The sequence below is a fragment of the Streptomyces sp. NPDC021356 genome, from assembly GCF_040641015.1.
In the GTDB taxonomy this organism is placed as follows: Bacteria; Actinomycetota; Actinomycetes; order Streptomycetales; family Streptomycetaceae; genus Streptomyces.
Map to the genome: position 1 here is coordinate 90,982 of NZ_JBFACU010000013.1, position 15,085 is coordinate 106,066.

The 15,085-nt window shown below is 72.7% G+C and carries 14 protein-coding genes; 4 read left to right on the forward strand and 10 right to left on the reverse strand.

Going from position 1 to position 15,085, the window contains the following annotated elements; translation table 11 throughout:
- Nucleotides 1-11: 11 nt before the first annotated feature.
- Entirely contained in the window at nucleotides 12-959 is a 948-nt protein-coding gene (locus AB0G56_RS19370) for an ROK family protein (protein WP_360970885.1), read from the forward strand.
- 96 nt (nucleotides 960-1,055) lie between these two features.
- On the opposite strand, the gene AB0G56_RS19375 is transcribed toward AB0G56_RS19370, so the two are convergent.
- From AB0G56_RS19375 to AB0G56_RS19410, 8 genes are all read right to left on the reverse strand, one after another.
- A complete protein-coding gene (locus tag AB0G56_RS19375) occupies nucleotides 1,056-1,259 on the reverse strand; it encodes a cold-shock protein (protein WP_360970669.1) in 204 nt (67 codons plus the stop codon).
- A gap of 355 nt (nucleotides 1,260-1,614) precedes the next feature.
- Complete coding sequence (locus tag AB0G56_RS19380; RefSeq protein WP_360970671.1) at nucleotides 1,615-2,577, reverse strand: amidohydrolase family protein; 963 nt, start codon at nucleotides 2,575-2,577, stop codon at nucleotides 1,615-1,617.
- The gene (locus AB0G56_RS19385; RefSeq protein ID WP_360970673.1) at nucleotides 2,574-4,586 is read right to left on the reverse strand and encodes an acetoacetate--CoA ligase; all 2,013 of its coding nucleotides are present in this window, start codon (nucleotides 4,584-4,586) and stop codon (nucleotides 2,574-2,576) included. Before AB0G56_RS19385 ends, AB0G56_RS19380 begins: the two co-directional genes overlap by 4 nt.
- Nucleotides 4,583-5,425: an SMP-30/gluconolactonase/LRE family protein gene (locus AB0G56_RS19390; RefSeq protein ID WP_360970675.1), complete on the reverse strand. Its 843-nt coding sequence runs from the start codon at nucleotides 5,423-5,425 to the stop codon at nucleotides 4,583-4,585. Before AB0G56_RS19390 ends, AB0G56_RS19385 begins: the two co-directional genes overlap by 4 nt.
- The gene (locus AB0G56_RS19395) at nucleotides 5,422-6,930 is read right to left on the reverse strand and encodes a bifunctional 3-(3-hydroxy-phenyl)propionate/3-hydroxycinnamic acid hydroxylase (protein WP_360970677.1); all 1,509 of its coding nucleotides are present in this window, start codon (nucleotides 6,928-6,930) and stop codon (nucleotides 5,422-5,424) included. The genes AB0G56_RS19390 and AB0G56_RS19395 overlap by 4 nt, the downstream gene beginning before the upstream one ends.
- An 11-nt stretch (nucleotides 6,931-6,941) precedes the next feature.
- Nucleotides 6,942-8,291, reverse strand: coding sequence for an MFS transporter (locus AB0G56_RS19400; protein WP_360970678.1), 1,350 nt, complete (start codon nucleotides 8,289-8,291; stop codon nucleotides 6,942-6,944).
- A 238-nt stretch (nucleotides 8,292-8,529) separates the two neighbouring features.
- Entirely contained in the window at nucleotides 8,530-9,456 is a 927-nt protein-coding gene (locus AB0G56_RS19405) for a VOC family protein (protein WP_360970680.1), read from the reverse strand.
- Nucleotides 9,457-9,479: 23 nt separating this feature from the next.
- A complete protein-coding gene (locus AB0G56_RS19410) occupies nucleotides 9,480-10,316 on the reverse strand; it encodes a fumarylacetoacetate hydrolase family protein (RefSeq protein ID WP_360970682.1) in 837 nt (278 codons plus the stop codon).
- A 125-nt stretch (nucleotides 10,317-10,441) separates the two neighbouring features.
- Between AB0G56_RS19410 and AB0G56_RS19415 the strand changes: the two genes are divergently transcribed.
- Nucleotides 10,442-11,146, forward strand: a complete 705-nt coding sequence (locus AB0G56_RS19415; RefSeq protein WP_360970684.1) for a GntR family transcriptional regulator — start codon at nucleotides 10,442-10,444, stop codon at nucleotides 11,144-11,146.
- A 31-nt stretch (nucleotides 11,147-11,177) separates the two neighbouring features.
- On the opposite strand, the gene AB0G56_RS19420 is transcribed toward AB0G56_RS19415, so the two are convergent.
- Nucleotides 11,178-11,795, reverse strand: a complete 618-nt coding sequence (locus tag AB0G56_RS19420) for an NAD(P)H-binding protein (protein ID WP_360970686.1) — start codon at nucleotides 11,793-11,795, stop codon at nucleotides 11,178-11,180.
- Nucleotides 11,796-11,928: 133 nt separating this feature from the next.
- Here AB0G56_RS19420 and AB0G56_RS19425 point away from each other — a divergent pair, with 133 nt between their 5' ends.
- Nucleotides 11,929-12,597 carry a TetR/AcrR family transcriptional regulator gene (locus AB0G56_RS19425; protein WP_360970688.1) on the forward strand — a complete coding sequence of 223 codons (669 nt, stop codon included), beginning with the start codon at nucleotides 11,929-11,931 and terminating at the stop codon, nucleotides 12,595-12,597.
- A gap of 234 nt (nucleotides 12,598-12,831) precedes the next feature.
- Nucleotides 12,832-13,554, forward strand: coding sequence for a phosphatase PAP2 family protein (locus AB0G56_RS19430; RefSeq protein ID WP_360970690.1), 723 nt, complete (start codon nucleotides 12,832-12,834; stop codon nucleotides 13,552-13,554).
- Between the two features lie 183 nt (nucleotides 13,555-13,737).
- Here the strand turns inward: AB0G56_RS19430 and AB0G56_RS19435 are convergent, their stop codons facing one another.
- Nucleotides 13,738-15,081: a glutamate-1-semialdehyde 2,1-aminomutase gene (locus AB0G56_RS19435; RefSeq protein WP_360970692.1), complete on the reverse strand. Its 1,344-nt coding sequence runs from the start codon at nucleotides 15,079-15,081 to the stop codon at nucleotides 13,738-13,740.
- Between the last annotated feature and the right edge of the window lie 4 nt (nucleotides 15,082-15,085).

Sequence of the window (15,085 nt, forward strand, 5' to 3'; positions counted from 1 at the left end):
AGGACCCGGCCATGCCTCCCACCCTCCGGCCGCTCCTCGCCGGCATCGACATCGGCGGCACCACCACCCAGGTGGTGGTCTGCTCCGACGACCTGACCGTCCTCGACCGGGCCGAGGCCGCCACCCCGGCACAGGAGGGCGGCCGGGCCATGGTCGGCGTCGCCCTCGACGCGCTCGCCCCGCTGCTGGCCCGCACACCGGGCCGCCTGGTGGGCGCCGGAATCGGCGCGGCCGGGGTGGTGGACTCCGCGAACGGCCGCATCCTCGTCGCCAGCGACTCCTTCCGCGGCTGGGCCGGCTTCGCCGTCACCGCCGCCGTCGAGGAAGCCCTCGGCGTCCCGGCCTACCTCGACAACGACGTCAACGCCTTCCTCTACGGAGAGGTCTGCGGCGGAGCGGTGCGCGGCGAGGCCGACGTCCTCGGCATGACCCTCGGCACCGGCGTCGGGGGCGCCCTGTGGACCAACGGCGCCCTGTACGCCGGTCCGCACGGCGCGGCCGGCGAGATCGGGCACATCCCCGGCTTCGGTGACCTGCCTTGCTCCTGCGGTGGCCGCGGTCACCTGGAGACGCTGGCCTCCGGCCGCTCCATCGGCGCCCGTTACGCCGACCGTACCGGCCGGCGCCGCACCGCCCGTGAGGTCGCGGAGGCCGCCGTCCGCGGCGACGAGGACGCTCTCGCGGTGTACCACGCCGCAGGGGAGGGCATCGCCCGCGCCATCGTCATCACGGCGGGCGTCGCCGACATCACCACGGTGGTCGTCGGCGGTGGCGTCAGCCGCGCCTGGCCCGTGCTGGAACCCGCCATCCTCTCCGCCCTCGCCGCCGACCCCCCGGTCAGCGGCCACCCCGTCCGCCTGGTCCGGGCCGCCCTGGCCTCCGACGCGGTCCCGGTCGGCGCAGCCGCCCGCGCCCGACGCGAACTGGGCACGGGGCTGAGGGCGACGGCGTCAAAGTGAAGCGGGTGCCGCGGATCCCCGCTCGGGACGGTCCGCGGCACCCGCCTGGTTCGTCCGCTGCTCCCGCTCGTGAAGGAAGCCGCCGGCGGGTGTCGCCTACAGGGGTTTGACGTTCGCGGCCTGCGGGCCCTTGGGCCCCGTCTTCACCTCGAACTCGACCTTCTGGTTCTCCTGCAGGGTCTTGAAGCCGTCCACCCTGATCTCGGAGAAGTGGACGACGAGGTCTTCGCCGCCCTCTTCCGGGGCGATGAGTCCGTAACCCTTGGCATCGTTGAACCACTTGACAAAGCCGGTCGCCATCGTTCGCTGCCCTTCCTCCCGTGAGAAGCCAGACCAGGGAGCAGACGTTCAACCCTCGCCATGGCCATGCCCGGATCTCAGACTAGCGCCGCTCTCCGTCGAAACGAGGCCGTCCGCAAGGAACGGCTCCGGCCCGGTCGAAGGGCGAGGGGCCGGCGTCCGGGGCACTGGCGCGGCAGGAATTCCCGGTGGCCCCGTCCAACCCGAAGGCGTTCATCCGGTTCGCTGTATTCCTGCCGCAGTTCGTGCCCGGGGCGCCCGGCACGTCGCCGTGCCGTCGGGTCGAGGGGAGAACCCACGGATGTCCGGTCCCTCCGGTGATCGCGAGATGAGACCCCCCCGGCTCCCCGGCCCGTCAAATGCGCAGCACTCGCCGGGCGTTGAGGTGCGCGATCTTTTCCTTGACCTCGGGCGCGAGGTCGGCCTTCTCTATCGCGGCCACCGCTTCGGCGGTCTCCTCGTAGGGGTAGTCGATCGCGAACATGACCGCGTCGGCGCCGATGGTCAGTACGGCGGCCTGCACGGCCTGCGGGGCCGGCACTCCGCTCGTGGTGATCAGGATGTTGCTTCCGAAGTACTGCGACGGCATCCGTTCGAGCGGTGTCCCGACCCGCAGAGTGCGGTAGCGCGAGTCGAGGCGGGAGCGCTGGAACGGCAGGAACTCGCCCAGGTGTCCGAGGATCAGGGTCGCGGTGGGGTGCCGGTCGAAGACCCCGGCGTAGATCAGCCGCATGGCATGGCCGCCGGTCTCGGCCTGCCAGCTCCAGCTGGCCCCGTACATCTCGGGCCGTCCGCGCATGACGTGCCAGTCGTCGTACGGGAGCGAGCCGGGGTGCAGGTACAGCGGCACACGGAGTTCTTCGAGCGCGCTCCAGAGCTGGTCGTAGGCGGGGTCGTCCAGGTAGCGGCCGTGGGTGTGGTCGTTGACCAGGGCACCCCTGAAACCGAGTTGCCGCACGCAGCGTTCGAGTTCGGTCACGGCGGCCTCGGGGTCCTGCAGGGGCAGGGCGGCGAAGCCGCGGAAGCGGGTCGGGTGCCGGGCGACGGTCTCGGCGAGGTGGTCGTTGGCGAACCGCGCGTCGGCGACCGCGGTGGCGGCGTCGGTGTCGGCCTGGACGCCGGGCACGCTCAGCGACAGGACCTGGATGTCGATGCCGTGGGCGTCCATGTCGGGCAGCCGGAGTTCCTCGAAGTCGGCCAGGCGACGCCCGCAGTGCGCGGCGTACCGGTCGGTGGCCCGGATCCTCATGGGTGTCGAGGACTGGCGCGCGGCCAGTTCCGGGACGATGAAGGCTTCTTCCAGCGCGATGTAGGTCATGACGGGGCTCCTTCGTCGTGTGGCCTGGAGGGTGTGCCGGCGGCGGGGGAGGCGCCGTGGCGTGCGCGGCGGGCGGCCCCGAACCGGGCGTACCAGTCGATGAGTTCGGGCCTGTCGACGCTGCCGGGATCGATCACGGTGTCCGGGGCGTCCCCGCGCAGCAGGCGCTTGACGGGGACTTCGAGTTTCTTGCCGGTACGGGTGTGGGGGATGCCGGGCGCTTCGACGATCTCGTCGGGGACGTGGCGGGCGGAGGCGCCACGGCGGACGGCGCCCCGGATCCGGTCCCGCAGCACGTCGTCGAGGACGGTGCGGCCGGTGGTGGTGACGAAGAGCGGCATCCAGTAGCCGCCATCGTCCTGCTCGACTCCGACGACGAGGGCCTCGCCGATCTCCGCCAGCTCCTCCACCGGGCCGTAGATGTCGCTGCTTCCCATGCGCACGCCGTGACGGTTCAGTGTCGCGTCGGACCGGCCGTGCAGGAGCACCGAACCGCGGCCGGTGACGGTGATCCAGTCGCCGTGCCGCCACACTCCGGGGAACATGTCGAAGTAGGCGGCGCGGTAACGCGAGCCGTCCGCATCGTCCCAGAAGGCGACCGGCATCGACGGCAGCGGCCGGAGCACCACCAGCTCTCCCACCTCGCCGCGCACCGGCTGCCCGTCCGGACCGAAGGCGTCCACGGCCACACCCAGGCAGGGGGCGGACAGCTCACCGGCCCGGACCGCGGTGGTGGGCGCGGCACCGAGGAACGCCGTGACGACGTCGGTGCCGCCGCTGGTGCAGACCACCTGTGTCCGGGGCCCCAGCTCGCCGGCGACCCAGTGCTGCAGGTCGGCGGGGAACGCCGAGCCCGTCACGCCCAGGCGCTCCAGCGCGGCCAGGCCATGGTCCGCGAGCCGCACGCCGGCCTTGCGGCACACCGCCAGGTGGCCTGGGCTGGTGCCCAGGACGTTCACGTCCAGCCGGGCCGCGAGCTGCCAGAGCGCGTCGGCGGTGGGGTACGTCGGGCTGCCCTCGTAGCACACGGCGGTCGCGCCCAGCAGCAGGCCGGCCACCAGGACGTTCCACATCATCCAGCTCGGCGTCGTGTACCAGAGCAGGCGGTCCCCGGCCCGCAGGTCGAGGTGCAGGCCCAGGTTCTTCACCTGCTCCAGGACGACCCCGCCGTGCCCGTGCACGATGCCCTTGGGCCGTCCCGTCGTACCCGAGGAGAACACGACCCACAGCGGATGGTCGAACGGAACGGGCAGCGGGGCCAGTTCGGCGTCGTGGTCGGTGAGCGCGGTCCAGGGCAGGGCGCCGGGCAGCCGTGTCGTGTCGCCCACGACGACGGTCGCGGCCAGGGTCGGCAGCGCGTCCCGCAACGCCCGCACGTCGTCGTGGCGGTCTATGTGCCTGCCGCCGTGCCGGGAGCCGGTCGCGGCGATCAGCACGGTCGGCTCCAGTTGCGCGAACCGTGACTCGGCCGCGGCGGCCGTGTAGTCCTGCCCGCACACCGCCCAGATTCCGCCCAGGGCGGCGGTGGCGAGGAACGCCACGACGGCCTGCGCGCCGTTGGGCAGGTATCCCACCACCCGGTCACCGGGCCGCACCCCGAGTTCGGTGAGCGCCTGCGCGAAGGAGGCGACCTGGCGGCGCAGTTCGTCCCAGCTGACGGTCACCGGTTCGGCGTCCTCGGCCACCGTGACGAGGGCGGTGTCGGTCCCGGTGCGGTCGCGGAACACCTCCGCCGCGAAGTTGAGCCTGCTGCCGGGGAACCACACGCTTCCCGGCATCGCCTCGTTCGCCAGGGCGGGCCCGGCGGGGCGCTCGGGCAGCCCGAAGTAGTCCCACACCGTGTCCCAGAAGCCGTTCACGTCGTCGACCGACCACCTCCACAGCTCCTGATAGCTCCCGCTCACATCGCGTCCGGCGCGCCGGGCCGCGAACCGCGCGAAGTCGGTGATCCGGGCACGTTCGACGTCCCGGCGGGTCGGCGTCCAGTCCGGCCGCCCCGTGTCGCTCATGCGAGGTCTCCCGTAGCCGGCGCATCGAGCAGCCCCACCGTCGTACGGACGGCCTTCGTGGCCAGCGCCTCGCCCAGGGGGAGCCCCTGGAGGTCGGCCAGGGTGACGAAGAGGCGGCCGTCGCCGTCGGCGCAGCAGGCGATCGGCAGCAGCGTTCCGGTGTCGACCGAGGTGACCAGCTCGTCCTCCCGCACCAGGGCGACGGCGTGTCCGGTGGTGGTGGCCACCCAGACGCCGTCGCGCGTCGCCCAGATTCCGTCCGGCCGGGCATCGTCACCGGCCAGACGGCCGAGGTCGGCGTAGGTACGCCGGTTCGCGAGCACCCCGTCGTCCGCGACCGTGAACGCGGTCAGCCGCTGCCGTGCGGTCTCGGCCACTACCAGGGTGCGGCCGTCGTCCACGAAAGCCAGACCGTTGGGGAACTCGAGTCCCGCGGCGGCCACGTCCACCGAGCCGCCCACGCCGACCCGCAGCAGCCGGCCCGGCCGCGGCGGCTTCCCGGTGTGTGCGGCGAAGCCGACGTCGTCCACGTAGAGGTTGCCGTGCGCGTCGCCCACCAGATCACCGAGCGGGCCGGTGGCCACGGCACCCAGGTCCGCGTAGGTGGCGAACCGCCGGCCGGTCCACACCCCGATGCGCCGCTCGTGCATCATGGCGCCGACCAGCCGTCCGTCCGGCAGGAACCACAGCCCGTTGGGGACCGAATCCAGCGGCACGCCCCGCCAGGGGCCGTCGTGGTCCGTCCACAGCTTCCCGCCCTGCGTGTCGGACAGCCACAGCGCGCCGTGCTGCCGGCGGGGGCCCTCCCCCCACTTCATCCCGGCCGCGTACTCCTTCACGCGCTCCCCTCCCGTGTCAGTACCGTGCGCGCCAGGTCTCCGGTGGCTCGTTCGAGTTCCGCCGTGTCGGCGGCTGTCGCGAAGGCGTACCGGTCCGGGCGGACGATCGCCGCGGCAGCCGAGTGAGCGGCCAGCCAGCGGTCGAGGGCCGGCCCGGTCCCGGGCAGGACCACCACACCGAGCCGGTGCCACAGCCGCGCCACCTCCGCGGACACGGCCGAGGTCACGGAGGGGTCCCCGACGACCGTGAACTCGTACCCGCTCGCGTCGTCCAGCCGCTCCCCGTGCGCGCCGCGCGGCTGCGGACTCAACTGTCCGACGGCACCGCCGGGCCGGGCCGCCAACCCCGGGCCCAGCAACGGCCGGTGCCGCTCGATCGTCCGCGCACCGACCGGTTCCGGAAGGCCACCGCCCGCTCCCAGCGCCTCGATCAGGTTCGACTGCCGCGCGGACTCCTCGATGTAGGGACGCACATGTGCGGCGCGCTCACTCTCGTAGGTGTCGAGCAGGCTCGGCGTGCCCGTGCCCCGCACGACGGCGGCGAGCTTCCACGCCAGGTTCGCGGCGTCGCGCAGCCCCGAGCACATGCCTTGGCCGAGCATGGGAGGCATCTCGTGCGCGGCGTCGCCGGCGAGCAGCAGGCGCCCCGACCGCCAGCCGTGCACGAGCCGGGCGTGCCACTCGTAGGTGTCGGTCCGCATGATCCGGTAACTGCCCGGTTCGAGCCAGCGGCTCAGCAGGTCGTACACCGACCGGGGCCGTTCGAGTTCCGCCGCGTCGTCCTCGTCGAGCAGCATGAACTCGAAACGGAGCATCGGCGGGAAGATCGGCACGTAGGTCACGGGCCGCTTCCCCCCGCACAGGACGAACCCGCTGTCCGACGGCAGCTGTCCGGGGTGCTCGAAGGGGTGGACGTCGACGATGAGGGAGCGCTGAGTGCCGTCGAGGTCCTCGGTCCCGGCTCCCATCACCCGCCGTACGAACGAGTTGGCGCCGTCCGAGCCGACCGCGTAGCCGGCCGTGACCTTGCTCGTGGCTCCGGTCGACCCGTCGACGAGTGTGAGCCGGACCGCCTCGTCGTCCTGGTCGATGGCGGTGACCGTCCAGCCGAACCAGAGATCCACGTCAGGCTCGGTCGCGAGCAGGCCCCGCAGCCGGGACTCGAAGTCGGGCTGGTGGAACTGGTAGTCGGTGCGCCAGCCCTGGTCCGATTCCGCCTCCGGTGTCATCTGCCGGAGGAAGGGCTGACCGTCGGGCCCGTGGAGTGTCCAGCCGCCGTGGCGCAGGAACCGGTGCTCCATGTCCTGCGCGCCGATGGTCTGCAGGAGGCGCATGGTCTCGTCGTCGAGGTGGGTGGCGCGCGGGTGGTGGCACACGAGCCGGTTCGGATCGATGGCGGCGACCCGCAGCCCCTTCATGGCCAGCAGCCGCGCGACGGTCAGCCCCACCGGGCCGCAGCCGACGACGGCGACGTCGTACGTGTCCGGCTCTGCGTTCATGTCCATGGAAAGCTCTCTCATCGAGTCCGCCCGGCCGTAGGCTCTCCGGCGAGCGGTGCGGGGACGGAACGGTCCTGGTCCTGGGCCTTGTCCAGGTCTTCCTGTTCCTGTTCCTGTTCCTGTTGCTGGTCCTGGTCCTGGTCCTGTTCCTGTTCCTGGTTCCGGTTCTGGTGGTCGGCCCGGGACGTCCGTCCGCCGACCGCCAGGGCGAGGGCCGCGCCGAGGACGGCGGGTACGGCGAAGAGGAAGAAGTTCCAGCGGGGTTCCAGGCCGGCCGCGAGGAGACGGCCGCCGAGCGCGGGGCCGGCGATCGCGCCGACGCGGCCCACCCCGAGCACGACGCCCACCGCGCTGGCCCGCGCTGCCACCGGGTAGCTGCGGGAGACGTACACGTTGATCAGTCCCTGTACTCCGACCGCGCCGCAGCCGCCGAGGACCACGATCGCGTAGAGGACGGGCAGGGGCAGCCCGGCGCTCATGGCGACGATCGCGGCGGCACCGAGGGCGAAACTGGCCGCTACCGGCCCCTTCGACCCGGCACGGTCCGCCAGCAGTGCCATGCCCATCCCGCCCACGGTGGCGCCGAGGTTCAGCAGCACGAGGAAGGTCTGCGAGGACCGCAGCGGATAGTCCGCCTCCTGCATCAGCTGCGGCAGCCAGGTGTTCATGCCGAAGACGAGCAGGAAGGAAAGGGCGGCCAGGGCGCAGAACATGAGGGTGGTGGAGAGGTACGGCGGCCTCAGCACGAGACGTACGCCCCGGCTCGCGGGGGCCGGGACCGAGGTACTCACCGCCTCGCGGTACGCCGTCGATTCCGGGACCCAGACGTAGGCCGCGGGGAGCAGGAGCAGCCCGGCGATGCCGCCGGTCAGGTACTCCAGATGGAAACTGTGCCCGGCCAGCAGGGTGTTGGCCGCGAGGGCCGCGAACGCACCGCCGAGGGCCGTGCCGCACTGCACGATGCCCGAGTACAGGTTCTTGCGTCCGTCAGGGGCGAGTTCGTAGATCAGCGGGGCCATCGCCGGGTAGACCGCGCCGACGCCGAGCCCGACGACGAACCGGCCGGCGCCGAAGAGGGCCGGGAGGGGCGCCACGGCGCACGCGAACATCCCGGCACTGACCACCGCGATACTGATCAGGGTCGTCCGGCGCCGGCCGAACCGGTCGGTGAACTGGCCGACCAGCAGGGAGCCGACCAGCATGCCGATGGGGGTGAGGCTGCCGAGCAGGCCGACGAAGGCGACGGTGAGGTGCCAGGGACGGTAGTCGAGCAGCAGGGGTGTGGTCGCGCCGAAGGCGACGAGGTCGAAACCCTCCAGGGTCATCGCCGCGAGGCCGACGGCGAGCGCCCGGCCGGTCGGTGACAAGGGGCCCGGGGAAGGCCGGCCGCCCGTGCGGGGGAACGCTGGGGTACTCAATGGTCCGGCTCCGTTCTCACCGCCCTCACCGTCGCGAACGCCGAGCGTGCGCCCTACGGCGGGGCGGGGGTACGTCTGTGGGGCCCGGCACCGCCCGTGAGGTGCGGGCCGGGCGGTGGGCCGGCGCGGCGCGGCGGAGCCGCATGCTCCGGTACGCCTCCCGGTGCGAGCCGCGTGCGGACGCCGTTCAGCCGTCGGCGGTGTGGGCGCCGGTCATCAGCGCGGCCAGGTCCTCGGGGCGCAGGAACGACGGTGGGGGCGGCGGCCCCCAGGTGTAGAGCGCGTGCATGCCCTCGAAGGAGCGTGGCGTCCACAACTGGTCGTCGACGATGCAGTCCATGTCGGCGTAGTACTCGCTGAAGTTGCCGGCCGGGTCCTTGAGGTACCAGAAGAAGTTCGACCCGATGTGATGGCGGCCGAGGCCCCACACATGGCGTTCCGGATGCCCCGTCAGCATCCGCGTGGCGCCCCGGCCGACCTCGTCCACATCCGTCACCTGCCACGAGGTGTGGTGCAGGAAGCCGACCGGCGACTGCTGCACCAGGACGTTGTGGTGGTCGGTGGAGCAGCGCAGGAACGCGGCCGTGCCCGGGACGACGTCGCTGACCTTGAAGCCGAGCCCGTCGGTGAAGAACCGCTGTGTCGACTCCTGCTCCACCGAGCCGATGACGACATGGCCCAGGGCCAGGGGCCTGACCGGTCCGGTGCGGGAGAGGACGGGTGCCCGGGTGCCGGAGCGGTCGGGACGTCCGGGGCCGTTGTACGGGGTCGGCGGGACCACGGACCGGGCCGGCCGGGGCGCGACGCAGACCTCCACCGACACACCGGCGACGGGTTCTCTCGTGCGCAGGGTGCCGGCGTCGCGTTCGCAGGGCAGATCGAGCCGGGCCAGGTTCGCGGCGATCCGGTCCAGGTCGTCGCCGTCGTCGGCGGCGACGGCCATCCCCAGCAGGCGCCGGGTGGGGGAGTACCGGAGGAAGAACTGCTCGCCGCCCTCGGCGGTGGCGAACCGTCCGGGTGCCACCTGTTCGAGTCCGAAGTCGACGTAGTAGTCGGCCGCCCCGGTCACGTCCGGTACGCCGACGGTGAGTGACTTCAGCCTGTGCAATGCCATGCGGGTGCCCTTCTACCAGGTGTTCAGGAGGCGACGCAGATCTGCCGGAGCTGCCCGATGCCCTCGATGCGGGTGACGACCTCGTCCCCCGGACTCAGGTAGCGCCTGGGGGTGCGGGCGTGTCCGACGCCTGCCGGGGTGCCGGTGAAGATCAGGTCACCCGGCAGCAGGGGGCACACGGCGGACAGCCGGGCGATCAGCTCGGGGACCGGGAAGATCATCGACGAGGTGCGTGACTTCTGGACGCTCTCCCCGTTGACGAGGCACTCGATCGCCAGATCGTCCGGGTCGGCGAACTCGTCCGGCGTGACCAGTACCGGACCGGTCGGTGCGAATCCGGGGAAGGACTTGCCGAGGGAGAACTGCGGCGCCGGGCCGGCGGCCTGCACGGCGCGCTCGGAGTAGTCCTGGCCCACGGACAGCCCGGCCACGTGGGACCAGGCGTCGTCGGCGGCGACGTGCTCCGCCCGGCGCCCCATCACCACCACCAGTTCGGCCTCCCAGTCCACACAGTCACCGGGCAGCGTCAGGCGCGTGTCCGGGCCGGTGAGGGAGGTGGCGAACTTGGTGAAGACCGCCAGGGAATCGGGCGCCGCCAGACCGGCCTCCTCGGCGTGGTCGCGGTAGTTGAGCCCGATCGCGAACACCTGCCGCGGCGTCGGGGACGGGCCGCCGTCCGGCCCCGCCGGCGCCTCGCGGCCGGACTCCTCCCGTCCGGCGGCCCAGGACCGGAACGCGTCCCAGTCCTCGAAAACCTTCAGTGGATCGGCCGGGAACCGTCCGGCACTGGCCCGTTCCACGTCGATCACCGACTCTCCGGCCACCAGGCACATCCGTCCTGATCGGGTCGTCGTCCTCATGGCGTGCCGCCTTCCGTCCGGGCTTGCCGCTGCTGGATGACTGCCGAGTCAACGCCCGATCAATCGATTCGTCAACAGAATCTCGACATTTTCTGAGAATCTCCTGGTGCACTAGAATCCGCGACATGACCACTGCCAGCCCCATGACACGTGCCGAGGAGATCTACCGGCGGCTGCGCGCCGACATCCTCAACGGACGGCACGAGCCCGGCTCGCGGCTGCGGGTGGAAGCACTGAAGGAGAGGTACGGGGCCAGCAGCGGGGTGCTGCGGGAGGCGCTGCCCCGGCTGGTCGGCCAGGGGCTGGCGACCTTCGCGCCGCAGCAGGGGTTCCGGGTGGTCACCGTCTCTCCCGAACTGCTGCGGGAGCTGACCGAGGCCCGCGTGGTCATCGAGACACATGTGGTGCGGGAGTCCGTCACCCACGGCACGGTCGAGTGGGAGTCCGACCTGCTCGCGGCGCACCACCAGTTGGCCCGCACCGCCTTCGCCGGCGAGGACGGGGAGATCGACGAACGCTGGCTGAGTGCCCACGCCCGCTTCCACCGCGTCCTCCTGGAGGGCTGCTCCAACCGGAAGCTGCGGGACATCGCCGCACAGCTCCGGGATTCCGCGGAGGTCTACCGGTGTTGGGCACGCACGCCCACCGAACGCGGCGCCCGTGATGTCGCCGCGGAGCACAAGGACATCTGCGATCGCGCCATCGCCCGGGACGCGACGGGCGTCGTCGAGGCGCTGGGCCGGCACATCAACAGCACCACCCGGCTCCTGCTCGACGGCTACGGGCGGCACGAGGGGGACGGCCCGCGCGGCCACGGCGCGTCCCGCTGAGCGGCTGTGCTCGAGCGCGCCGAGGCCGTGATCAGCCGAGCGGTACGACCGTTTCGCCACCGTGGGCGGGCGACTCCGCCTCGTCCAGCATGAGCGCGGCCACGGAGGCGCGGGACATCCTCGGCGGCAGCAGGGGGCGGCGCAGCTCCGCGAGCGGTACGAGGCGGCGTGCGGGGCTGACGGGCCCGTCGGTCAGGTCCGGTGCGTGGAAGACGGTGGCGCCCGCGTCCAGGGCGATCCGGTCGGCCGCGGCCTTCTCGGCCAGTTCCTTGCCGACGGCCATCCGCATCACCGCCTGGTAGATCCGCCCGCCCGCACCCGTCGACACGCCGGACCCCAGTGCGCCGAGCCACACGGTGCGCACGTGTGCCGCGGCGAGCAGTCCCGCCCCGGCGACCAGGGCGCCCGGACCGTCCTTCTTGCCGATGCCTATGGCCGAGACGGCCACGTCGACGTCGTCCAGGCCGGGGAAGGTCCGCGGGGAGGAGACATCCGCCTGCCGTACGTCGACCTGCCGCTGCCGCCCCGGGGGAACGCTGACCCGGTCCGGGGTGCGGGCGAGGGCCACGACGTCGTGACCGCGCTCGAGGGCCTGGGCGCAGAGCAGGCCGCCGACCCTGCCGGACGCGCCGAGTATCGCGATACGCATGCTGATCCGTCCTTTGACTGAACAACTGTTGGTGACGTAAGTAAACGACTGTTGGTTACCGGTGTCAAGGCGGCCGGGGGCTGTAGCATGAACAGGTGTTGCTTAACGGTTCACACTGGTCGGAAGGGGCAACGTGTCGTCTGACGAGGGAGTCGCCGCCACCCGTCGCCGCCGCAATCCGCGCGGGCAGGGGCAGGTGCTCAAAGCCCAACTGGTGGATGCCGCCGCGAGATTGCTGGCCACCCTCGATCAGCCGGAGACCCTGACACTGCGGCAGGTCGCGCGGGAGGTCGGCGTCGCGCCGGCCAGCATCTACGGCCACTTCCCGGACCTGGGCGCGCTGATCGAGCACGTACTGCGCCTGCGCTACGACGAACTGGCCGGCCTGATGAACGAGGCCGCGCGGTCCGCGCCGGACCCGCTGTCCGACCTCGTCGCCCGGTGCGCCGCGTACGTGCACTGGGGAGTCGAGCAGCCCGGCCACTACCGCACCCTCTTCGGCGGCCGGATGCCGGCCGACCTCGTCCCCGGATCCGCCCACGGCGCCGGCGCCGAACTGCTGGAGTCCCTCGTCGCCTCCCTGGCGGCGGTCGGCGATGCGGACCGGGCCTCCACGCCGGAGCGGCAGTGGCAGGCCGGGCTCATGCTCTGGACCGCGATGCACGGTCTGATCAGTCTCTACAACGACCACGGCGACATCCCCTGGCCGCCCCTGGACGACCTGCTCGCCGACCTGCTCGGCCTCCACACCGCCCGGCCGGTGGCCGAGGTCGCCGCCCTGCTGGCGCAGGACGGCACGTGAGGCGCTTCCGGGTGGCGGTTTGCCCGGCCGCCTTGTTGGTTAGGGTTGCGGGGAAAGACTGATTTCGACGGCACCGGTGGGGAGTTGGCGTCTCGGTCATGAACGGGGTGGACGAGATGTGCGCGGCCCGAGCCATGAACGACTGCCGCGCATGAAGGGCCGCACCCTCGCCCCGCCTCAAGAAGTGAGCTTCCGGAACACCGTCCGCCCGTCACGGCGAGGTACCGCGGGTCGATGCGGCGCGGTGGGCGTGTGAGCGGCCGGCCGGGGGCCCCGGTGCTGCCCCCGCCGCTGCGCGCGGGGCTCGGGCTGATCGCGGCCCTCGCCGCGCTGGTGGTCGTCGTGCTCGGGCTCCTGTACGCCGGCCACGACCGGCCAGGCAGGGTGGACGCGTGGATCCAGCCGGCGGTGGACGGTGTGCGGCCGCCGTGGCGGTACGTCGCGCTGGCCGCGGACTTCCTGGGGGAGCCCGCAGGAGCGGTGATGCTGGTCGGGGCCGCTGTGATGGGCTGCCTGCTGCTACGGCGCCCCCGCTCGGCGGTGCTCCTCGTGGCCGGCGCCGGCCTGGCCGTCGGGACGGCGACGCTGCTCAAGTCCGTGGTGGGACGCACCATCCACGGCGGATACCTGTCCTACCCCAGCGGGCACACCGCCTTCGCCACGGCGATCGCAGTCGTGGTCGCGCTGCTCGCGACCGGCCGGCGCGGGCTCGGCAGGACGGGCGGAACGTTGCTCGTGCTCGCCGCGGCGCTGGTCGCCGGCGCCGTCATGGGGTGGGCGGAGGTCGCCCTGGGCGCGCACTACCCGACCGACGCCCTCGGCGGCTGGTGCACCGCGCTGGCGGTGACACCGGCGACCGCGTGGCTGGTCGACCGGACGGCTGACCGGCTGGGGGGCCGGACGGCCGTCCGGACGGGCGATCGGTCGGGCGACGCGGGGCGGCGGGAGCACCGCTGACCCTCCGTCACGCCCATACAGCGACGTCGCCCTGCCGTGCCACTACCTCACGCCGCGCCGGCCCCGCCGTGCCGTCTCACGCCGCGCCGGCCCCGCCGTGCCGTCTCACGCCGCGCCGGCCCCGCCGTGCCGTCTCACGCCGCGCCAGCCCCGCCATGTCACCGCACGTCACCACACCCCACCTCACGCGAAGCGGCGGAACACCGGCTTCACCGGTCGTCCGCCCAGCCAGGGAGTGGGGTCGCCGGCGTCCAGCGCCTTGCGGTACACCGCACATGCCCGGGCCACCACCTCGACGGTGTGGTCGATGTCGGCCTCGCCGAGCGCGTCGCTCACCACGAACGACGGGGCCAGTACTCCACCCGCCAGTAGCCGCCGCAGGAACAGGGTGCGGTACGGCTGCGACGGCTGCCGGTTCTCGTCGAGGGTGGCGAAGACCAGGTTGCTGGCCCGGCCCCGGACGACGACGTGGTCGCCGACGCCCATGCCGGCCGCCGCCTCGCGGACACCGGCGGCCAACCGCTCGCCGAGGGCGTGCAGCCGCGCGGTGACGCCCTCTTCGACGTAGGTGTCGAGCACGGCCATCGCGGCTGCCAGTGAGTGCGTCTCCGCACCGTGCGTGGTGGACAACAGGAACACCCGCTCGCCCGGGTGGCGCAGCCCGCCCAGCTCCATCAGGTCGCGGCGCCCGGCCAGCGCCGAGACGGCGCATCCGTTGCCCAGCGCCTTGCCGAACGTGGAGAGGTCGGGGACGACGCCGTACAGGCCCTGGGCGCCCGCCTCGGACCAGCGGAAGCCGGTGATCATCTCGTCGAACACCAGCACGCAGCCGTGCCGGTCGGCCAGCTCGCGCAGGCCGGCGAGATACCCCGGCGGAGGCTCCGTGTGGGTGGCGGGTTCGAGGATCAGGCAGGCGACCTCGTCCTGGTACCGGGTGAGCAGCTCCTCCGTGGCAGCCAGGTCCCCGTAAGGGAACGCCACGGTCAGCTCGTCGGTCGCCGCCGGAACACCGGCGGACATCGGCGTGGTGCCGATGAACCAGTCGTCGACGGAGAAGAACGGATGGTCCGCACAGATCGCCACCCGGGGCCGCCCGGTGGCGGCGCGGGCCAGGCGCACCGCGGCGGTGGTGGCGTCGGAGCCGTTCTTCGCGAACTTCACCATCTCGGCGGTCGGCACCGTGGCCAGGAAGCGTTCCGCGGCTTCCACCTCCACGACGGACGGCCGGACGAAGTTGCTGCCGCGGTCGAGTTCCCGCCGCACCGCCTCGACCACGCGGGGGTGGGCGTGGCCGAGACTGACCGACCGCAGGCCGGAGCCGTACTCGACGTAGCGGTTGCCGTCGACGTCCCACACGTGGGCACCGCGGCCGTGGCTGATGACCGGGGCCAGGCCCTCGGGGTACTGGTCGTCGCCCTTGGCGTAGGTGTGCGCGCCCCCCGGGATCAAGGCGTGCAGCCGCTCGTTCGCCCTGAGTGACCGGGGCAGGGAGAACTCCTCGGTGGCTTCGGTGTGTTCGGTGACCACGCCG

What these genes read in the sequence shown, in the direction of transcription:
- AB0G56_RS19370 (WP_360970885.1), top strand. Translation starts at nt 12, where the DNA reads ATGCCTCCCACCCTCCGGCCGCTCCTCGCCGGCATCGACATCGGCGGC.
- AB0G56_RS19395 (WP_360970677.1), bottom strand. Translation starts at nt 6,930, where the DNA reads ATGGACATGAACGCAGAGCCGGACACGTACGACGTCGCCGTCGTCGGC.
- AB0G56_RS19375 (WP_360970669.1), bottom strand. Translation starts at nt 1,259, where the DNA reads ATGGCGACCGGCTTTGTCAAGTGGTTCAACGATGCCAAGGGTTACGGA.
- AB0G56_RS19380 (WP_360970671.1), bottom strand. Translation starts at nt 2,577, where the DNA reads ATGACCTACATCGCGCTGGAAGAAGCCTTCATCGTCCCGGAACTGGCC.
- AB0G56_RS19420 (WP_360970686.1), bottom strand. Translation starts at nt 11,795, where the DNA reads ATGCGTATCGCGATACTCGGCGCGTCCGGCAGGGTCGGCGGCCTGCTC.
- AB0G56_RS19430 (WP_360970690.1), top strand. Translation starts at nt 12,832, where the DNA reads ATGCGGCGCGGTGGGCGTGTGAGCGGCCGGCCGGGGGCCCCGGTGCTG.
- AB0G56_RS19385 (WP_360970673.1), bottom strand. Translation starts at nt 4,586, where the DNA reads ATGAGCGACACGGGGCGGCCGGACTGGACGCCGACCCGCCGGGACGTC.
- AB0G56_RS19415 (WP_360970684.1), top strand. Translation starts at nt 10,442, where the DNA reads ATGACCACTGCCAGCCCCATGACACGTGCCGAGGAGATCTACCGGCGG.
- AB0G56_RS19410 (WP_360970682.1), bottom strand. Translation starts at nt 10,316, where the DNA reads ATGAGGACGACGACCCGATCAGGACGGATGTGCCTGGTGGCCGGAGAG.
- AB0G56_RS19405 (WP_360970680.1), bottom strand. Translation starts at nt 9,456, where the DNA reads ATGGCATTGCACAGGCTGAAGTCACTCACCGTCGGCGTACCGGACGTG.